The following is a 17,625-nucleotide window of genomic DNA, read 5'->3' on the forward strand; positions in this document are numbered from 1 at the left end:
TGTAAACGCTTTCTTTTTGGGACTGTTTATCATATTCTAGAATAGTAGAGTGCCAGAATTTAAGGGAATACAATGGGAGGAATACTGGATGAAAGACGAGAAACATTTTGAGACACGTGTGATACATGAGGGGTACGAGTCTTCTCAGCATTACGATAGTTTAGCTCCCCCTTTATATCAAACTTCAACCTACACGTTCGCCAATGCAAAGCAGGGAGAAAACCGGTTTGCAGGTGAAGAAGAGGGATATATTTATTCAAGGCTTGGGAATCCTACTGTCGGAATACTGGAGAAAAGAATGGCGTCGCTTGAGGGCGGAGAGGCGGCCCTTGCTTTTGGATCCGGGATGGCAGCCGTTTCAGCTGTGCTCTTTTCACTTACTAAATCAGGCGATCATATCCTTTGTTCCCAAGGGGTTTATGGCTGTACATTCGGTCTCTTGGAATTACTGAATCAAAAGTTTGCCATCAATCATGATTTTTCAGCAATGGACTCTGAAGAGGAAATACGTGCAAAAATCAAGGACAATACAGCATGCATCTATGTGGAAACCCCGATCAACCCTACAATGCAACTGATTGACTTACAGATGATTGCCAAAGTAGCGAAGGAGAAGGGGATCCCCGTCGTAGTCGATAATACGTTCTGTTCACCGTATTTGCAAAGACCACTTGAGCTCGGCTGTGATATCGTCATCCACAGTGCCACCAAATACATTGGCGGCCATGGCGACGTCATTGCGGGAATCGTGGTCGGTTCACAAGAAAAGATGTCCGAGATCAGGATGACGACACAAAAGGATATCGGCGGCATCATTTCTCCATTCGATTCCTGGTTATTACTGAGAGGATTGAAGACCCTTGCCGTGCGTCTCGACCGTCACTGTGATAGTGCGGATAAGATCGCCGGTCTGTTAGCTACCCATCCAGCGGTCGAACAGGTGATTTATCCGGGGCGTCAGGATCATCCCCAGCATGAGATCATGAAGAAGCAAATGAAAAAGCCCGGGGGAATGATTTCCTTTATCATCAAGGGTTCAAAGGAAGATGCACAAAAGTTCATGGATGACCTTGAACTGATCAAGATTGCGGTCAGCCTGGGGGATGCGGAAACCTTGATCCAGCATCCGGCTACGATGACACATGCTGTCGTCCCGGAAGAGGCGAGAGTGAAAATGGGCATCACTGATACCCTCCTCAGGCTGTCTGTCGGACTGGAGTCCACGGAAGATATTTGGAATGACCTTGAACAGGCATTGAATAAAGTGAAGTTTCCAAGCGATGTAATGTAAAAAAGAGCGTACAGAATGAGGATTCTGTACGCTCTCTTCTTTTAAAGGTGTTTGAGAAGCTCGGCCGTGAATGCTTCTAAGTATTGGCGATCTTCGTCATCAAAACGGGCTTTTTCCGGGCTGTCGATATCCAGAACCCCAAGGAGCTTGCCATCTTTGACCAGCGGGATGACAATTTCAGATTGAGAAGCAGCGTCACATGCAATATGACCCGGGAAGCTGTGGACATCTTCAACGACTAGTGTTCTTCTTTCGTCCGCTGAAGTTCCGCATACCCCTCGACCCAATGGGATCCTGACACATGCTGGAAGGCCTTGGAATGGTCCCAGGACAAGTTGATTGCTCTCTTCCTCGAATAGATAGAACCCTACCCAATTAATGCGATCCAAAAATTGATTCAGCAGGGCAGAGGCATTACTTAAGTTGGCGATGGCATTCCTTTCGCCTTCCAATAATGCATTAAGCTGCTTTGTGACAAGGCCGTAGCCATCCTTCTTCGATCCTTTATATTTTTCTACTTGAAACATCATCATTTCCCCCATTTCTACAAAATCAGCGTGAATTCCCGTCGATATCGCCCTGAATCAGGGGAAACTGTCGAGAAATACTTAAAGGAATTCCACCGGTTAAATCGAAATCTTTGTTATACACTAAGTGAAAACTCTATTAGACCATTTTTAGCATATTTTCAAGGAAGCTTCAATAGATTCGCTTTGATTACGGTGCACTAAGGGACAACTTAAAAGAAGGGAAAAGAGGGATATGATGAAAAAAGGACAAACCTCTACTTCGCCAAAGGAAGCCATTTTTCAAGCAGCTATTTCATTGTTTTATGATCATGGGTACGATGGTACTTCCGTTAGGGACATTGCCGGAAAAGCCCATGTGAATCCAGCAACCATCTCTTACTATTTCAAAGGCAAACAAGGGCTTTTGGAGGCATGCTTCACCAAATTCTTCGAACAATATCTTCAATTCCTCCAAGAAGAAGTCGATGCGCTTAAATATATCCGTGCCGATCTGTGCCTGAAACGAGCCGTTTTTAAAATACTGAAATTCCAGAGTGAGCACCATCAATTAGCACGGTTCATCTGGAGGGAAGTATCCATTGACTCACAAGTAGTGAGGGAAATCATCTCATCCTACCTCATGAAGGAAAGGTTTTATATGAAATGTTTGTTTGAACAAGGGATGATCGATCGCTCCTTTAAAAAGCAACCGATCAGCTTCCTTGTCATTCAGTTGAAATCCATGCTGACGATGCCATTCTTAAATAGTCAACACTTGAGGGAAGTATGGCAGATGTTCCCGCAGGAATATTATTTTGTCGATCAGTACTATCAAAATATCGATCAATGGATCAATTTGCTGATGACCCCTGAAGGTACGACGGACTATAAGAAGGAACTGATTATCTAGAACCGTGAGCTAATTAAAGAAGAGATTGCCACTAGTTGAAAGCTGGCAATCTCTTTTTTTTATACTTTCATCTCATCTCTTCCCTGATTGATGCCGTTTGCTGTATGGGCATCCGATCCATAGACGGTCACGATGCCGAGTGACCGGGCCTTTTCGATGACTTCCACAGGGGGATAGGACTCACCGCAGTGGGGTTTGGTTAAGCCTGCCCCGTTATAATCGAGTTCTAGGCCCTTTGCTGCCACTGCCTTAAGGATCGCCTCGATTTCCTCAGTGAATGGCCTTGAGGCAGGATATAGATGTTGGAACTTCTTTACAAGTGTGATGTGACCGATGCGACCGGGTTTGAAAGCGCCGAGGTCGGATTCGATCGATTTCACTACTGTCCGGTAGTAATGGGTGTATACAGCGTCGACGGAACCGTAACGGTCGATCATGCTTTTAAAAACCTCAGGGCTGAAATCAAGGCAATCCCATTGGTTTTGATGATGTAAGAAATGAACAGAGAGAATGCTATCATCGATTCGCGTTCCCCATCTGCTCAAGAAAGCAGCTGATTCCTGTTCAAACCCCTCGATGTAATCCACTTCCAATCCGGAACGTATCGTAATTCGATCTTTATATGTCTCTTTCAGTTCATCTAGTGTATCGAAGTATGCGGGAACATCTACCGGGTCCATCCCGCTGTCCTGGTCCGGTGTTGTGTCAATAAAGCCTTCAGGAAGGGGGGCGTGCTCGGTAAATGTCAGATGGGAATATTGAAGGGAGATGGCTCTTTCAATATATTGATGGAATGAGTCCGAACTTCCGTGAGGGCAAAAAGGAGTATGAATATGGCCATCGACCTTTTTCATCATAAAACACGTCCTTCTTTAAGAATTCATCAACGAATTTCATTTGATTTTTCACTATTTTTAGAGAAAACACTAAAATTTAACTTTTACCGTTGAAAAAATAGAATTTATTAGTCAAAAATTGTCGTTCTCATGGTATCATTATAACAATGAGGATTTATTAATGAAACTTTCAATTCTATATAGATGTCTACTGAATAGGTGAACAGGGGGCTTAAGATGCAATATGTCATCGCTGGAATCATACTAATCTTAATTTTATTCCTAGTTGGATTTATATCCAGAAGAAAATATTATACGGAAATTGACCGGTACGAATCCTGGAAGGTGGATATCATGAACCGTCCGATTCCAGAAGAACTGTCAAAGGTCAAACAGCTCAATATGACAGGTCAGACAGAACAGCTCTTTGAAGGCTGGAGACAGGCTTGGGACGAGATTGTTGCCGTACAGCTTCCTGATATAGAAGAATTGCTTTTTGATGCAGAGGAATATACGGATCGATTCCGATTCGGAAAAACAAAAGAAACCCTTTCAAGGATCGACGGGGTCCTTTCCCAAACAGAAACGAAAATCGATAAGATTTTGGGGGAGCTCAATGATCTGGTCGGCAGTGAAGAAAAGAACCGTGAAGAGATAGAAGTTTTACAGCAAGAGTATAGGGATAGTAAAAAGCAATTGCTTGCTTATCGTCATACATATGGTCAGGCAGCAAAGAAAATTGAATCCGTGCTTGATGCCCTCTCCGATGAAATCAATCAATTCAATGAATTGACGGAACAAGGGAACTATCTGGATGCACGAGAAATCGTGTTGAATCTTGGTCAAGAAATGAAGTCGATTGCGTACAAGATGGAGAGCATCCCTAAATTGACCGCTGATTGCGAAAATATCCTTCCTTCTCAGCTTTCCGAGCTGGAAGCGGGATACGACGAAATGAAGGAGCAAGGATACATACTCGATCATATCGATGTCGAGAAGGAAGTGGAGGCGCTGAAAGAGACACTTGACGGGTTCACTGGTCGCCTACAGTCCCTCGAAGTCGAAGAAGTGGAGCAAGGGTTGCAGGAAATCAAGGGTAAGGTTGAAATGCTGTATGATCTACTCGAAAAAGAAGTTCATGCAAGGCATTTTGTCCTTCAATTCAAGGACGAAACGACAGAGGGATTAATAAAGGCCAAAGAGGAAAACGATGATATTCAATATGAAGTGAATCTTGTGCAGCAAGGGTACCACTTACATGAATCCGATTTGAAAGCGCCTCAGGAGCTTCAGAAGAAGATCATTCAGTTATCGAAGCGTCATGAACTGGTCATCAATAAAATTGAAACCAATCAGACAGCTTACTCTTCATTGAGTGAAGAACTGAAGGAGATCAGAAGCGTACTTGAGACCCTTCATGGTGAACAGACCGAATTCGCACTGTTCTTGCAAAACTTAAGAAAAGATGAAATCACCACCCGTGAAAAGATAGCGGAGCTTAAGAAAAAAACCGCAGAAGCAAGCAGGATGATTGCGAAAAGCAATGTGCCAGGCCTACCGGCGGATTACGATGACCTTCTGACTGAAGTACACAGGAAGATTGAACAAGTGAACGCGAGCCTGACAGAAAAGCCGTTGAATATGAAATTCATCCAGGAAACACTTTTGGAAGCGGCAGATACAGTCGATCATTTCTATAACAAGACGCAAGAATTGATTGAAAATGTCCTGCTCTCAGAGAAGATCATTCAGTACGGAAATCGATACAGAAGCCGTTATCAATCAGTACAGGAAGGACTGCAGATGGCGGAGGAGGCCTTCAGGCAATACGACTACCGAAGAGCCCTGGAAGAAGCAGCGACCACAATCGAGAAAGTGGAGCCGGGTGCACTGAAGAAAATTGAAAAAATGATCAACCTAGAAGAACAATGAGCATAGAAGCCAATGTACCTTTTGAAAAGGTGCGTTGGCTTTTGTATGTTATGCAGATCAAATACACACATCGGATAAACGGAAGTGATCGAAAACAAAAGGCCCGTCGAACCAGATACTTCTGGTCCAACGGGCCACTCTTTCTTTAAGAGAAGTCTCTCTTGCTAAGGTAATTTCCAATGTTGCCGTTAAGCTTCAATCATGCGCTTGGATGCACCAGACAGACTTGCAATGACAAAGCCAATGACCGCCCCGACTAATGCAGGTAAGAGCCAGCCAATTCCTTCAGCGTAGAAAGGAAGGAAGCTTAATGCATTACTTATTGAAGAGACATCCATCCCTGCTGTCTTCAGTCCGTCGATCAAGCTGATCAATCCGGTCGGTACCAAAGCAAAAACATACACAAGGGAATATCCGTTGAACCAATTATGCATGAATGAAAGTAGAATCAGCACTATGGCCAATGGATAAATGATGATGAGTACCGGTAGTGACACGGCAATCAGCTGGGTCAACCCGATATTGGCGATCAGCATGCTGAATAAAGACAGTACAATCACAAGCTTAGGATAAGAAATCGGTATAATTTTCGTAAAGAACTGTGCGCAAGCAGAAACCAACCCAACGGACGTGGTGATGCAGGCAAATGTGATGGCGAGACCCAGGATCACTGCACCAAAAGAACCGAATAAGTGATTAGCGGCTGCTGATAGTATCGCTCCGCCGTTAGCTTGTACTCCGATTGAATCCGTACTCGTCGCCCCGATATAGCTAAGGGACAGATAGACAAGCGCCAACCCTGCTGCAGCGATGACGCCGGCAATGATCGTGATCTTTGTCAGGCTAGCCCGATTCGTTATGCCACGATCCTTTATGGCATTGATGACAACGATCCCGAAGACTAACGCTGCAATCGTATCCATCGTCAGATAGCCTTCAATGAATCCCTTAAAGAGTGCACCATTTCCATAAGCAGCATTCGGTTCACCAAAGCTCCCCATTGGAGTGACGATGCTTTTCACGACTAATACTGTCAGGATGATAAGCAGGGAAGGAGTCAAAATCTTCCCGATTCGATCAACCAGCTTGGAAGGATTCATCGCAAGCCAGGCTGTAAGTGCAAAGAATACAATCGAATAGATAAGCAGTGAAACTCCATATTTCGCTGCATCTTCGGATAAGAAAGGAATAATTCCGATTTCATAGGCAACAGTACCGGTTCTCGGTATACCGAAGAACGGACCGATTGCCAGATACATAACAATAGTAAAAATTAATCCGAATACTGGATGCACGCGGCTTGCGAGTGTTTGCAGGTCACCTCCGGACTTTGCTATGGCGATGACTCCCATCAGCGGAAGTCCTACGCCAGTAATCAGGAATCCGGTAATTCCGGTCCATACATGATCACCAGCCTGTTGCCCAAGGAATGGAGGAAAAATCATATTTCCTGCTCCAAGGAAAAGAGCAAATAGCATTAGCCCTACAGTCAAAATACCGCCAAATGAAAGCGTTTTCTCGTTCATATATACCCCTCCGTCTGTAAACGATATCATAAGCAAAACCATCTTATCATATTCGTGTAGAATAGTGTCGAATAACTAAATAGTCTAACAATTTAGTATATTTAAATAACTTACTTCGCTTATCACCTAGATGATTGTCGCAAATTTCTCTAGAGTTATCAATGGTTATTTTTATAAAATATTAAAAAATTGAAAATTATCCTTCATAAATATTATTAGGATAATAATATCAGGTGCTCAATTATTCAATATCATTTGGGAAAAAAAGAATTTGTGATAAGATTAGTGATTGGATAGAACTAAAGAAGGTGCATATCGTGATATATTTTGATAACGCAGCAACCACAAGACCATATAAGGAAGCGTTGGATGCTTTCCTGAAAGTGAATGAAACGTTTTACGCCAATCCCTCATCCATCCATTCCTTTGGAGGAAGGGTTGAAAAACTAATTGCCCAGTCGAGAAAGCAAATCGCCGGACTACTTAGTGTGAAGGAAAAGGAAGTGTTCTTCACTTCAGGTGGGACGGAATCCAATAACCTGGCCATTAAGGGTGTCGCCATGGGATACCGGACCAGGGGGAATCATTTAATTACGACAAAGATTGAGCATCCCTCTGTATCCAACACCATGAAGCAACTGGAATCAATCGGGTACGACATTACTTATTTGGATGTCGATGAAGCAGGAATCGTCGACCCGGATGATATTAAAGAAGCAATCCAGAGCAATACCATCCTCGTGTCAATCATGCACGTGAATAATGAAGTGGGTTCCATTCAGCCAATCGAAGAGATCGGTTCCTTTTTAAAACAGCATCCCAAGGTCCTTTTTCACGTAGATGGCGTGCAGGCGTTCGGGAAAATCCCGACTTCTCTGCACGAAAGTGAAATTGACTTATACAGTATCTCCGCACATAAGATCCACGGCCTGAAGGGGACAGGCATGCTTTATGTAAGGGAAGGTGTGAATCTGTCCCCGCTCCTGACAGGCGGAGAACAGGAGGGGAATGTGCGGAGTGGTACAGAGAACACAGGGGGAATTGTGTCATTTGCGAAGGCGATGAGGATGTATATGGAAGAAAGTAGGGAATCCTTGGCCAGGATGAAGGATATTCAACGCTATTTAAGGAAAGAACTTATAGCGATACCTGGAGTCAAGATCCATACACCACAGCATGGACACGCGCCTCATATCCTTAATTTCTCCATTAAGGACTTCAAGAGTGAAGTGGTCGTACATGCCTTGGATCGGCATGAAGTGTATGTCTCCACTACAAGTGCATGTTCGTCAAAGAAAAGCAAGCCGAGTCAGACCCTCCTTTCAATGGGAGTCGGGGAAGACCGTGCTGACCGGGCGCTCAGGATAAGCTTGTCCTATCAGAATACAATGGAAGAGGCAGAGCGGTTCATTCAGATTCTGGAAAAAGAAGCAGACCAACTACAGAAAACAATGAGGAGATCACGATGAAATATAATCGAATTTTAGTCCGATACGGTGAGATTTCCACAAAAGGAAGAAACCGAAAGAAATTCACGTCAAAACTCAGGGACAATATTGTACAAGCATTAAAGGACTTTCCTGGAGTATCCGTTTCTGCAAGCCGAGACCGTTTGCATATCCTCTTGGGGGAAGAAAATGGGGAAGAGATCATCCCGCGTCTCCAAAAGATCTTTGGAATTCAATCATTCAGCCCGGTGGTAAAGGTTGAACGGGATATGGATGAAATCTGTAAAGCGGCGGTCGAATTGGTGCATAAGAGCTTTGAACCGGGTAAAACGTTTAAAGTGTCTGCCCGTCGTGCCGATAAGCATTTCCCGCTTGAAACCAATGAAATCAACTATGAAGTCGGTTCATACGTGTTAAGGAATACTGAAGGATTGTCGGTGGATGTTAAAAATCCTGATATTAAACTAAATGTAGAAGTCAGGAAGGAAGGCGTTTATCTTTCTTCTGAAATCTATCCTGGATCGACGGGTATGCCAGTGGGAGCAAGTGGAAAGGCGATGCTGATGCTATCGGGGGGAATCGATAGCCCGGTGGCGGGTTATCTGACCATGAAGCGCGGTGTGGAAATCGAAGCGGTCCATTTCCACAGCCCTCCATTTACAAGCGAACGGGCGAAGCAGAAGGTCATCGACCTCTCCAAGAAGCTTTCCGCTTTTAGCGGAAGCATCAAATTGCATATCGTCCCATTCACAAAAATCCAGCAGACAATCCACGATCAAGTGCCTGAAAATTATACGATGACGTCAACAAGACGGATGATGCTGAGGATAGCGGATCGGATCCGCCAGCAGCATGAAGGTCTTGCATTGGTCACAGGTGAAAGCCTTGGACAGGTGGCAAGTCAGACTCTTGAAAGCATGCAGGCGATTAATGATGTCACCAACACCCCGGTGCTGAGACCGCTCATTGCCATGGACAAATTGGAAATCATCGATATCGCGCAAAAAATCGATACACATGATATCTCCATCCTTCCATATGAGGATTGCTGTACGATCTTTACACCGCCTGCACCAAAAACAAGGCCGAAAAAAGAAAAAGTCCAATACTACGAAAGCTTTGTCGACTTCGATTCGTTGATACAGGATGCAGTCAATGATACAGAGACCATCACCCTCAATGGAGCGGCAGATGCTTCAATGGAAGAAGACTTTGAAGACCTTTTCTAACTAGGAACATTTACCAACGAATATCGTTGCATGAAGCCATGTGTTTTCGCACATTCTATACTCAACAAGCAACAAGGAGGTGAAAACACATGGCAAACAGAAGTTCAAACCAACTAGTAGCTCCTGGAGCTCAACAAGCTATCGACCAAATGAAATACGAAATCGCTTCTGAATTCGGAGTTCAACTTGGCCCAGATGCAACTGCACGCGCTAACGGTTCTGTAGGTGGTGAAATCACTAAGCGTTTAGTCCAAATGGCTGAACAACAAATCGGTGGCGGATACCAAAAATAATTGAATACAATGGCTACAAGGAGCGGGGATGACCCGCTCCTTTTAATTTTGTCCCGATTTCCGTGGAAGACTTCGCTTTCCGCGGGTAACGCGTGAGCCTCCTCGTCGCTTACGCTCCTGTGGGGTCTCACATTAGCTACTTTTCCCGAGGGAGTCTTCGTCTTCCACTCCAATCAACAGCTGGATCTGCCGCAAACCAGTAAGTCCTCACTTGTTAAAAGAATTATTTGTAGTATCAATAAATTCTCACCCGAGACCATGAGTCTGTTAAATCATATGAACAGCTGAGTGGATCGCAGCGGAAAGGAACGGACGACTCCTTTACACGAACTAGCTATCATAACTATTTTTACTTTCTTATTCAAAGTTAATAAATGAACAATTTAAAAAATTAAAATTATTTTGTATAATGGAGGTGTAAGTACAAACAAGGGGGAATTCGGATGGACAGACAAGAATTAATTGCACCTGAAAAGTACAACTTGGTTGAGGAAGTGGAGAAGTTTGCAGGAAATGAAAACAAACTCGCGATCAAATGGGAGAATGAAGCGGGAGAAAAGAAAGACATTACGTACAACAATCTGATGAAGAATGCGAATAAAATTGGAAACGTTTTCTCGGGAGCCGGCTTGGAAAAAGGGGATGTCATCCTTGTGATGGTACCGAGATTAGTTGAAGCGTATGCGGTCTATCTAGCCGCTTTAAAATCAGGGATGGTCGTCATTCCAAGCTCCGAAATGCTACGTACAAAGGATTTGGAATACAGGATCGATCATGGGGATGTAAAAGGAATCGTCGCATACTCTCCTTTCATCGAGCAATTTGAACATGTACGTGGGATGGACAAACTGAAAAAGTTCGTCATCGGCGCTCAACAGGAAGGATGGATTACCGTTGAAGAAGAAATGAAGTCCGTTTCTGAGGAAATGGCATTTGCTGAAACGACAAGGGATGATATGGCTTTCTTGTCCTATACTTCAGGCACGACGGGTAATCCTAAAGGCGTCGTACATACACATGGTTGGGCGTTCGCTCATTTAAGAACAGCGGCAAAAGGCTGGCTGGGAATCGAAGAAGGAGATACGGTTTGGGCAACGGCAGGACCGGGCTGGCAGAAATGGATTTGGAGCCCGTTCATGTCGGTTCTTGGCTCAGGAGCGACTGGCCTTGTGTACCAAGGGAAGTTCGAGCCTAATAAATACTTGCAATTACTACAGGATAACGGTGTCAACGTCCTTTGCTGTACACCGACGGAATACCGGCTGATGGCTAAGGTAGAGGATCTCGGAGCTTATGACCTATCGCCATTGCACAGCGCCGTCTCTGCAGGGGAACCGTTAAACAGGGAAGTCATTGATGCATTCAAGAAACACCACGGCATCGAGGTACGGGACGGTTACGGACAGACAGAAAATACGCTTCTAGTCGGCATCATGAAAGGCATGGAGCTGAAGCCGGGTTCAATGGGCAAGCCGACACCTGGGAACAGGGTGGAAATCATCAATGATGAAGGACTTCCATGTGCAGTCGGAGAAGTAGGGGATATTGCCGTGCATGTCGAAACGCCTGCTCTGTTTAAGAACTATTACAAGGATCCCGAAAGAACAGCGATGCAGTTCAGGGGAGACTATTATATTACGGGCGACAAAGCAAAGAAAGATGAAGACGGCTATTTCTGGTTTGAGGGGAGAGGCGATGACATCATCATCTCTTCAGGATACACAATCGGACCATTTGAAGTGGAAGATGCGCTCGTCAAGCATCCACTGGTCCAAGAGTGCGCTGTTGTCGGAAGTCCGGACGAAGTGCGCGGGCTGATCGTTAAAGCATTCATCGTATTGCGTGAAGGTGTGGATGAACAGGATGCAAACTTAGTGCCGCAGCTTCAGGAGCACGTAAAAGAATTGACGGCACCATACAAATATCCACGCAAGATCGAATTCGTCAAGGAACTTCCGAAAACAACATCCGGCAAAATCAGGAGAATTGAACTGCGTCAAAAAGAGATGAGTTCAGTCAAGAGTTAAATCGTATATGGATGCAAAGAGGGGGCCAGAGGGATCGGCCCCCTTATTGTATGTTGAAGCAATTGTCATAAGAGTCGGTTAGCGTTCAGTCTTCATTTGAGACTCCTTGTTCCTCTGGAATAGTAACGCCTAGCATGGGAATCAAAAGCTGGGTTGAAAACAATATTCCATTTAAAATCTCTCCCACTTCCCGTCCCCTCCTATTATATGGTACATTTGAAACAACATTTTTATAAGTAGAAAAGGAGCTTCCAAGATGGGTACTCTATGGACAAACGGAAAAATTTATACAATGCAGTCGGAAGGCCATATGGTCGAAGCTGTTTATACGGAGAATGGAACGATCAGGGAATTGGGTTCAGTTGAAGAAATACGAAACAAGTACACAATAGAAGAAACCATCGACCTACATAATCGCGTCATGTTCCCGGGCTTCGTGGACAGCCATATGCACTTGATCGGCCACGGGGAAACGCTGTTACGCCTCGATTTATCACAAATGAAGAGTAAGAAAGAGGTACTGGATGCCGTAGCTGAAAAAGCAGAAATACTTCCTGAGGGCCAGTGGATTTTCGGGGAAGGATGGAATGAAAATCTGTGGGACGATGCAGAAGTCATTTCAAAACATGAACTGGACAGCGTGGTTCCTAACCATCCTGTTCTTTTAAAAAGGATCTGCCGGCACGCGATGGTCGTCAATTCCCTCGCGCTGAAAGAGGCAAACATCAGTGAACGCACACCGCATCCAGTTGGAGGGTTAATTGAAAAAGATGATGAAGGCCGCCTGAATGGATTATTAAAAGATAAAGCACAAGACCTCATGACTGAAGCGCTTCCCGCCATTTCCTCTTCCTATCTTGAAGCGGCTTTATCAAAAGGAATCGAGAGCTGTTGGGAAAATGGTCTTGTCGGGGGACATACAGAGGATTTAAGCTATTACGGTAATTTCAACAAAACGTATAATGCCTTCAAACAGACAATCAACAATGACAATAAAAAATTCAGGGCACATCTTCTCGTCCACCATGAAGTCATCAATGATTGGCATGAAGAAGGCCACCAATTCCTTGGTGGAAATGACTTCATTGAATTCGGAGCCATGAAAATCTTTGCCGATGGTGCTTTGGGAGGGAGGACCGCCCTGCTTAGCTATCCTTATGCCGATGATCCGGGTACGAAAGGTGTCAGCATCCATTCGCAGGAAAACCTACTAGAGCTCGTTGAGAAGGCAAGAAGCCTGCAGCTGCCGATTGCCGTTCATACAATCGGGGATCAGGCATTTGAGAATGTCGTGGATGCGATCAACGTCCATCCTTCAAAACAATTGAGGCGTGACCGATTGATCCATGCCCAGATCCTCAGGGAAGAATTGATTGAGAAAATCAAAGGACTGCCTCTCATATTGGACATCCAGCCACGCTTTGTCCCCTCTGATTTCCCTTGGGTCATCGACAGACTGGGTGAAGAAAACATGAAGTACAACTACGCTTGGAAAACGTTGCTTGAAAGGGGTATCCATTGTGCAGGGGGATCGGACGCGCCGATCGAGCCCGTCAATCCTTTATGGGGCATTCACGCCGCGGTGACAAGGACAAATCCGATGGATAGAGAAAAGACGGTATACATGCCGGAAGAGAGACTCTCAATGTTTGAAGCGATTTCTCTTTTCACGAGAGGCAGTGCCTATGCATGCCACCATGAAGACGATCGTGGAATGATCAAGGAAGGATACACAGCCGATTTTACGGTCCTTGAAAAAGACCCATTCACATCCGATCCTGATGAACTGTTAGAGAAAATCGTTAGCCTGACTGTAGTGGACGACACAATCGTATACTCGAAAAAATAAAAAGATTGCCCCTGAAACGGTTCCCCGATATAATGAAGTTATTTCGGAAACGGAAATAGTTTTGGGGGTGTTTTTGTGAAACAGAATGAACAGACAGGAATCATATACACAGCATTTTCCTATTTTTTATGGGGGATACTCCCGATCTACTGGAAATGGTTACATCATGTTTCAGCCGATGAAATCCTCGCAAACCGGATCTTTTGGTCTTTCTGGTTCATGCTTTTATTTTTATTTTTCACGAAGAGATGGAACGCGTTCACTTCCTACATAAGATCTTCGTTGACAAAGAAAAAACAGATGCTTGCTTTATTGCTTGCATCATTATTGATCAGCGCCAACTGGTTCATTTATATCTGGGCAGTGAATACGGATCAAATGGTGGAAGCGAGCCTTGGTTATTATATCAACCCGCTTGTTAGTGTCCTCTTAGGTGTATTCATCTTAAAAGAAAGCTTGTCAAAAGCACAGATTGTCTCATTCATACTGGCAGGTGCAGGCGTATTGATTCTTACGTTTTCATATGGTGAATTTCCGTGGATTGCGATGGGTCTTGCCTTCTCATTTGGGTTATACGGCCTTGCGAAGAAGATGATCAAAGTGGATTCAGCCATTGGTCTGACTCTCGAGACGATGACGATCGCGCCAGTCTCATTGATTTATATGGTTTACATGTTTGCTGAAGGGACACCTTCACTGTTCAACATATCATGGGGGACGGACCTTTTGTTGATGGGGGCTGGAGCGGCAACTGCAATTCCATTATTGTTCTTCTCCAAAGGAGCTCAGCAGATCCCTCTCTATATGGTCGGTTTCCTGCAATATATCGCTCCGACCATTACATTGATCCTCGGTGTCATGGTATACGGAGAAACCTTTTCAACGACACATCTGGTATCGTTCATGTTCATTTGGGTTGCACTCGCAATATTCACTGCATCACGCATAGGGTTTTCTAGAAAACGCAGACGTGAAGCCAAACTATCGGCATAACAATGAAGAAAGCTCCAGCGAAGGATTCGCTGGAGCTTTCTGTTTGAGGATTACAGGAACGATCGTTTCACTTTCTCCCAGAACGAATTATCTTTAAGCTTCACCGTTTTGATGACTTTTTCACTTAATCGTGCTTCAACCTTTTCTACATGCTGAATGCTCAGCGCCTCATTGTCCATCCCCATTGCAGGATAATCATTGCCATCCTGCACGATCCTTAATTCCAGCCTGCGTTTATCACTAAGGATAAAAGATGAGCCCAGTGTGCGGTAGCGGTTGTTGTTCAGGGAAGCCATCTCGCTGACCTGAAGGCATGGGATCATCGGATCGACGACTGCTCCGCTGACGGATTTGTTATAAGCGGTGCTTCCCGTTGGAGTGGCAATGATCATTCCGTCGCCCCGGAACGTCTCAAAGTGGATGTCGTCAATGAAGACATCCATCACGAACGTCTTGATGATTCCTGAGCGGATGCTGAATTCATTCAAGCAGTGAAACGATGTTTGTCCGTCGACCGTCACTTCGATGGTAGGATATTTCCGCACTTCGATTTGTTCTTTCGTCATTGCATCGATCATTTTGGATGTATCGTCAATGTGGAAATCGCAATACATGCTGAGCGTTCCACCCGTCGAGATTCCTGCGTATAGGCAATCCTGCCTGAACCCTGTTTTGCGGACAGCCTGAAGGAATGTACCGTCCCCACCGACACTCACAATGATGTTCGCGTCTTTAGGGGATTGCACGATGTTGAAATCATATCGTCTCGCCAGTTCATATACATTCTCGAGCTTTGTTTGGATGGCTTCATCTTTCAGTACGTAAAAATAAATATTTCGGCGGTTATTCATTCTATGTACCTCCCAAAATTTAGTAGGATTATTTTTCCCATTCCATGAAAAGTCTGCTAAAATTACTTTGTGAATATTCTATCATGTTTACGCATGAGAATGATATTCATATCCTTACATAAGATAGGATAAACAAGGGAGGATTATACTTATGAATGCGAAAAGATGGATTGCTCTTGCGATTGCCGCAGGCTTGTTTTTTGTCTCTGTCGTGGTGAACTTTGCCACTTCTGCATTGACTGGGGATTTTGACAAGGCATTTGATGAGATGTTCAGCGGCACGGAACAGGCTTTCGGGGAAGAAATCATTGAAGATGGAAATATGCAGAAGAGGATTGCTGTCCTTGAAGTGGATGGGGTCATCCAGGATACAGGAGATGCTGCCTCCATGTTCCAGAGTCCGGGATATAACCATGAACTTTTCATGGAAAAACTGGATGCAGTCGAGGAAGATGATTCTGTAAAAGGGATTGTCCTGAAGGTGAATTCCCCTGGTGGAGGAGTGGTTGAGAGTGCTCAGATCCATTCCAAGCTCGTAGGAATCATCGAGAAGTCAAAAAAGCCTGTCTATGTTTCAATGGGAAGCATGGCAGCGTCAGGTGGATATTACATATCGGCACCGGCAACAAAGATCTTTGCCAGTAAAGAGACGTTGACAGGATCTTTGGGCGTGATCATGCAAAGCATCAATTATTCTGAGCTTGCTGAAAAGTACGGTGTCGACTTCGTTACAATCAAGAGCGGTCCGTATAAGGATATCATGAGCCCGACCCGTAAGATGACAGAGGAGGAAAGAAAGATCCTTCAAACGATGATCAATAATTCATACGAAGGTTTCGTGGATGTCATCGCAAGTGGCCGTGACATGTCGGAAGCGCAAGTGAAAGAAATCGCCGATGGCAGGATCTATGACGGTCAGCAGGCTAAAGAAGTGAATCTGATCGATGACTTCGGGTATGTGGAGGATGTCATTGCTGCGATGAAGAAAGATTATAAACTGAAAGATGCAGAAGTATTTGAATATACAAGTGGAGATCCTTTCTCCGAGTTCTTCAGCATGAGCGCCAAGAAGATGATCGGCCAGGATTTTGAGGCTACTGCCCTTATGAAGCTACTTTCGAAACCTAATGCGCCGCGATTGATGTATCTATACTCTGAGTAAGGTAGGTGATTGAATTGAGTGAATATCAAGATGAAACTCGTGTACACGAGGATACAATAGAGAAACAGGATGAGATGCATACACACTCCGATGTTCAGCCGCCTACTTACAAAGAGGCCTCAGGATTTTTCCTAGCAGGTTTCTGGCTGCGGGTATGGGCGTATTTGATCGACCTAGTCGTCATCGGTAGCATCACCAGGCTGATCGTCAAACCGGTTTTCAAGATACTGGATATCTCGCTAGTGGATGGCTCTATGTTTGCACCAATTTCAATTCTTTCAGCCATCGTTTTTTACGGTTATTTTGTCCTGATGACGAAATACTTCAGCCAAACGATCGGAAAGATGGTGCTCGGTATCAAGGTGGTTGATTTGAAAGGAGGCCGCCCGTCCTGGGGGACAGTCCTTTTCCGGGAATTGATCGGCCGCTTCATTTCATCGACCATCTTCATCCTCTATATCGTTGTTGCGTTCACGACGAAAAAACAGGGAATACATGATTTATTTGCAGACACGACCGTTGTCCAAGAAAAGAAAAAACTTGAATTCACACCTGCCCTCTAGAGCAAATGGGGGCGTTGAGCGGGAATTTGAAAAAAGCAGGCGAATCTGGAGAGGAGCCTGCTTTTTTGGTAAGAACGGGGGATTTTTATAAAGAGGAGAATCATTTCCATCATTATCGTAAGTCTCATGAGCATTTCTTTATTTTGGCTTTGTAATGTCATGACACCAGAGCCCGGGCAGTCGTCGGGCAACGGGAATCCGGCAAT

Annotated in this window: 15 protein-coding genes; 11 read left to right on the forward strand and 4 right to left on the reverse strand. The window is 44.6% G+C overall.

Annotated elements, in window-relative coordinates; translation table 11 throughout:
- Positions 1-88 precede the first annotated feature (88 nt).
- A complete protein-coding gene (megL, locus tag LCM10_RS18135) occupies positions 89-1,291 on the forward strand; it encodes a methionine gamma-lyase (protein WP_224877675.1) in 1,203 nt (400 codons plus the stop codon).
- A 41-nt stretch (positions 1,292-1,332) separates the two neighbouring features.
- On the opposite strand, the gene LCM10_RS18140 is transcribed toward megL, so the two are convergent.
- Positions 1,333-1,818: a GAF domain-containing protein gene (locus tag LCM10_RS18140; RefSeq protein WP_224877676.1), complete on the reverse strand. Its 486-nt coding sequence runs from the start codon at positions 1,816-1,818 to the stop codon at positions 1,333-1,335.
- Positions 1,819-2,056: 238 nt separating this feature from the next.
- On the opposite strand from LCM10_RS18140, the gene refZ reads away from it, so the two are divergent.
- Positions 2,057-2,710 (forward strand): forespore capture DNA-binding protein RefZ, encoded by a 654-nt coding sequence (gene refZ, locus LCM10_RS18145; RefSeq protein WP_224877736.1) that lies wholly within the window; start codon positions 2,057-2,059, stop codon positions 2,708-2,710.
- Between the two features lie 59 nt (positions 2,711-2,769).
- On the opposite strand, the gene hisJ is transcribed toward refZ, so the two are convergent.
- The gene (hisJ, locus tag LCM10_RS18150; RefSeq protein WP_224877677.1) at positions 2,770-3,567 is read right to left on the reverse strand and encodes a histidinol-phosphatase HisJ; all 798 of its coding nucleotides are present in this window, start codon (positions 3,565-3,567) and stop codon (positions 2,770-2,772) included.
- 216 nt (positions 3,568-3,783) lie between these two features.
- Here hisJ and ezrA point away from each other — a divergent pair, with 216 nt between their 5' ends.
- Positions 3,784-5,478, forward strand: coding sequence for a septation ring formation regulator EzrA (ezrA, locus tag LCM10_RS18155; RefSeq protein ID WP_224877678.1), 1,695 nt, complete (start codon positions 3,784-3,786; stop codon positions 5,476-5,478).
- A 188-nt stretch (positions 5,479-5,666) separates the two neighbouring features.
- On the opposite strand, the gene brnQ is transcribed toward ezrA, so the two are convergent.
- Positions 5,667-7,004, reverse strand: a complete 1,338-nt coding sequence (gene brnQ / locus LCM10_RS18160; protein ID WP_224877679.1) for a branched-chain amino acid transport system II carrier protein — start codon at positions 7,002-7,004, stop codon at positions 5,667-5,669.
- Between the two features lie 317 nt (positions 7,005-7,321).
- Between brnQ and LCM10_RS18165 the strand changes: the two genes are divergently transcribed.
- The 6 genes from LCM10_RS18165 to rarD all read left to right on the forward strand — a co-directional run bounded on the left by LCM10_RS18165 (position 7,322) and on the right by rarD (position 14,843).
- Entirely contained in the window at positions 7,322-8,473 is a 1,152-nt protein-coding gene (locus tag LCM10_RS18165; RefSeq protein WP_224877680.1) for a cysteine desulfurase family protein, read from the forward strand.
- Entirely contained in the window at positions 8,470-9,681 is a 1,212-nt protein-coding gene (thiI, locus tag LCM10_RS18170) for a tRNA uracil 4-sulfurtransferase ThiI (RefSeq protein WP_224877681.1), read from the forward strand. The genes LCM10_RS18165 and thiI overlap by 4 nt, the downstream gene beginning before the upstream one ends.
- 89 nt (positions 9,682-9,770) lie before the next feature.
- Positions 9,771-9,974: an alpha/beta-type small acid-soluble spore protein gene (locus LCM10_RS18175; RefSeq protein WP_224877682.1), complete on the forward strand. Its 204-nt coding sequence runs from the start codon at positions 9,771-9,773 to the stop codon at positions 9,972-9,974.
- A 443-nt stretch (positions 9,975-10,417) separates the two neighbouring features.
- Positions 10,418-12,001: an acyl-CoA synthetase MbcS gene (gene mbcS / locus LCM10_RS18180; RefSeq protein WP_224877683.1), complete on the forward strand. Its 1,584-nt coding sequence runs from the start codon at positions 10,418-10,420 to the stop codon at positions 11,999-12,001.
- Positions 12,002-12,257: 256 nt separating this feature from the next.
- Positions 12,258-13,850, forward strand: a complete 1,593-nt coding sequence (locus LCM10_RS18185) for an amidohydrolase (RefSeq protein ID WP_224877684.1) — start codon at positions 12,258-12,260, stop codon at positions 13,848-13,850.
- Positions 13,851-13,925: 75 nt separating this feature from the next.
- Complete coding sequence (gene rarD / locus LCM10_RS18190) at positions 13,926-14,843, forward strand: EamA family transporter RarD (RefSeq protein WP_224877685.1); 918 nt, start codon at positions 13,926-13,928, stop codon at positions 14,841-14,843.
- A gap of 50 nt (positions 14,844-14,893) precedes the next feature.
- Here rarD and LCM10_RS18195 read toward each other — a convergent pair whose 3' ends face one another.
- Positions 14,894-15,694 carry an NAD kinase gene (locus tag LCM10_RS18195; RefSeq protein WP_224877686.1) on the reverse strand — a complete coding sequence of 267 codons (801 nt, stop codon included), beginning with the start codon at positions 15,692-15,694 and terminating at the stop codon, positions 14,894-14,896.
- A 151-nt stretch (positions 15,695-15,845) separates the two neighbouring features.
- Between LCM10_RS18195 and sppA the strand changes: the two genes are divergently transcribed.
- Together sppA and LCM10_RS18205 are read left to right on the forward strand one after the other, a co-directional pair.
- The gene (gene sppA / locus LCM10_RS18200) at positions 15,846-16,856 is read left to right on the forward strand and encodes a signal peptide peptidase SppA (RefSeq protein WP_224877687.1); all 1,011 of its coding nucleotides are present in this window, start codon (positions 15,846-15,848) and stop codon (positions 16,854-16,856) included.
- A gap of 74 nt (positions 16,857-16,930) precedes the next feature.
- Entirely contained in the window at positions 16,931-17,419 is a 489-nt protein-coding gene (locus LCM10_RS18205) for an RDD family protein (RefSeq protein WP_224877737.1), read from the forward strand.
- Positions 17,420-17,625: the final 206 nt, after the last annotated feature.

This window comes from Rossellomorea aquimaris, assembly GCF_020171925.1.
GTDB classification, from domain to species: domain Bacteria; phylum Bacillota; class Bacilli; order Bacillales; family Bacillaceae_B; genus Rossellomorea; species Rossellomorea aquimaris_F.

Coding starts and splice junctions, on each gene's coding strand:
- LCM10_RS18185 (WP_224877684.1), top strand. CDS start 12,258: ATGGGTACTCTATGGACAAACGGAAAAATTTATACAATGCAGTCGGAA.
- megL (WP_224877675.1), top strand. CDS start 89: ATGAAAGACGAGAAACATTTTGAGACACGTGTGATACATGAGGGGTAC.
- mbcS (WP_224877683.1), top strand. CDS start 10,418: ATGGACAGACAAGAATTAATTGCACCTGAAAAGTACAACTTGGTTGAG.
- brnQ (WP_224877679.1), bottom strand. CDS start 7,004: ATGAACGAGAAAACGCTTTCATTTGGCGGTATTTTGACTGTAGGGCTA.
- sppA (WP_224877687.1), top strand. CDS start 15,846: ATGAATGCGAAAAGATGGATTGCTCTTGCGATTGCCGCAGGCTTGTTT.
- LCM10_RS18195 (WP_224877686.1), bottom strand. CDS start 15,694: ATGAATAACCGCCGAAATATTTATTTTTACGTACTGAAAGATGAAGCC.
- LCM10_RS18205 (WP_224877737.1), top strand. CDS start 16,931: ATGCATACACACTCCGATGTTCAGCCGCCTACTTACAAAGAGGCCTCA.
- ezrA (WP_224877678.1), top strand. CDS start 3,784: ATGCAATATGTCATCGCTGGAATCATACTAATCTTAATTTTATTCCTA.
- LCM10_RS18175 (WP_224877682.1), top strand. CDS start 9,771: ATGGCAAACAGAAGTTCAAACCAACTAGTAGCTCCTGGAGCTCAACAA.
- thiI (WP_224877681.1), top strand. CDS start 8,470: ATGAAATATAATCGAATTTTAGTCCGATACGGTGAGATTTCCACAAAA.
- LCM10_RS18140 (WP_224877676.1), bottom strand. CDS start 1,818: ATGTTTCAAGTAGAAAAATATAAAGGATCGAAGAAGGATGGCTACGGC.
- refZ (WP_224877736.1), top strand. CDS start 2,057: ATGAAAAAAGGACAAACCTCTACTTCGCCAAAGGAAGCCATTTTTCAA.
- hisJ (WP_224877677.1), bottom strand. CDS start 3,567: ATGATGAAAAAGGTCGATGGCCATATTCATACTCCTTTTTGCCCTCAC.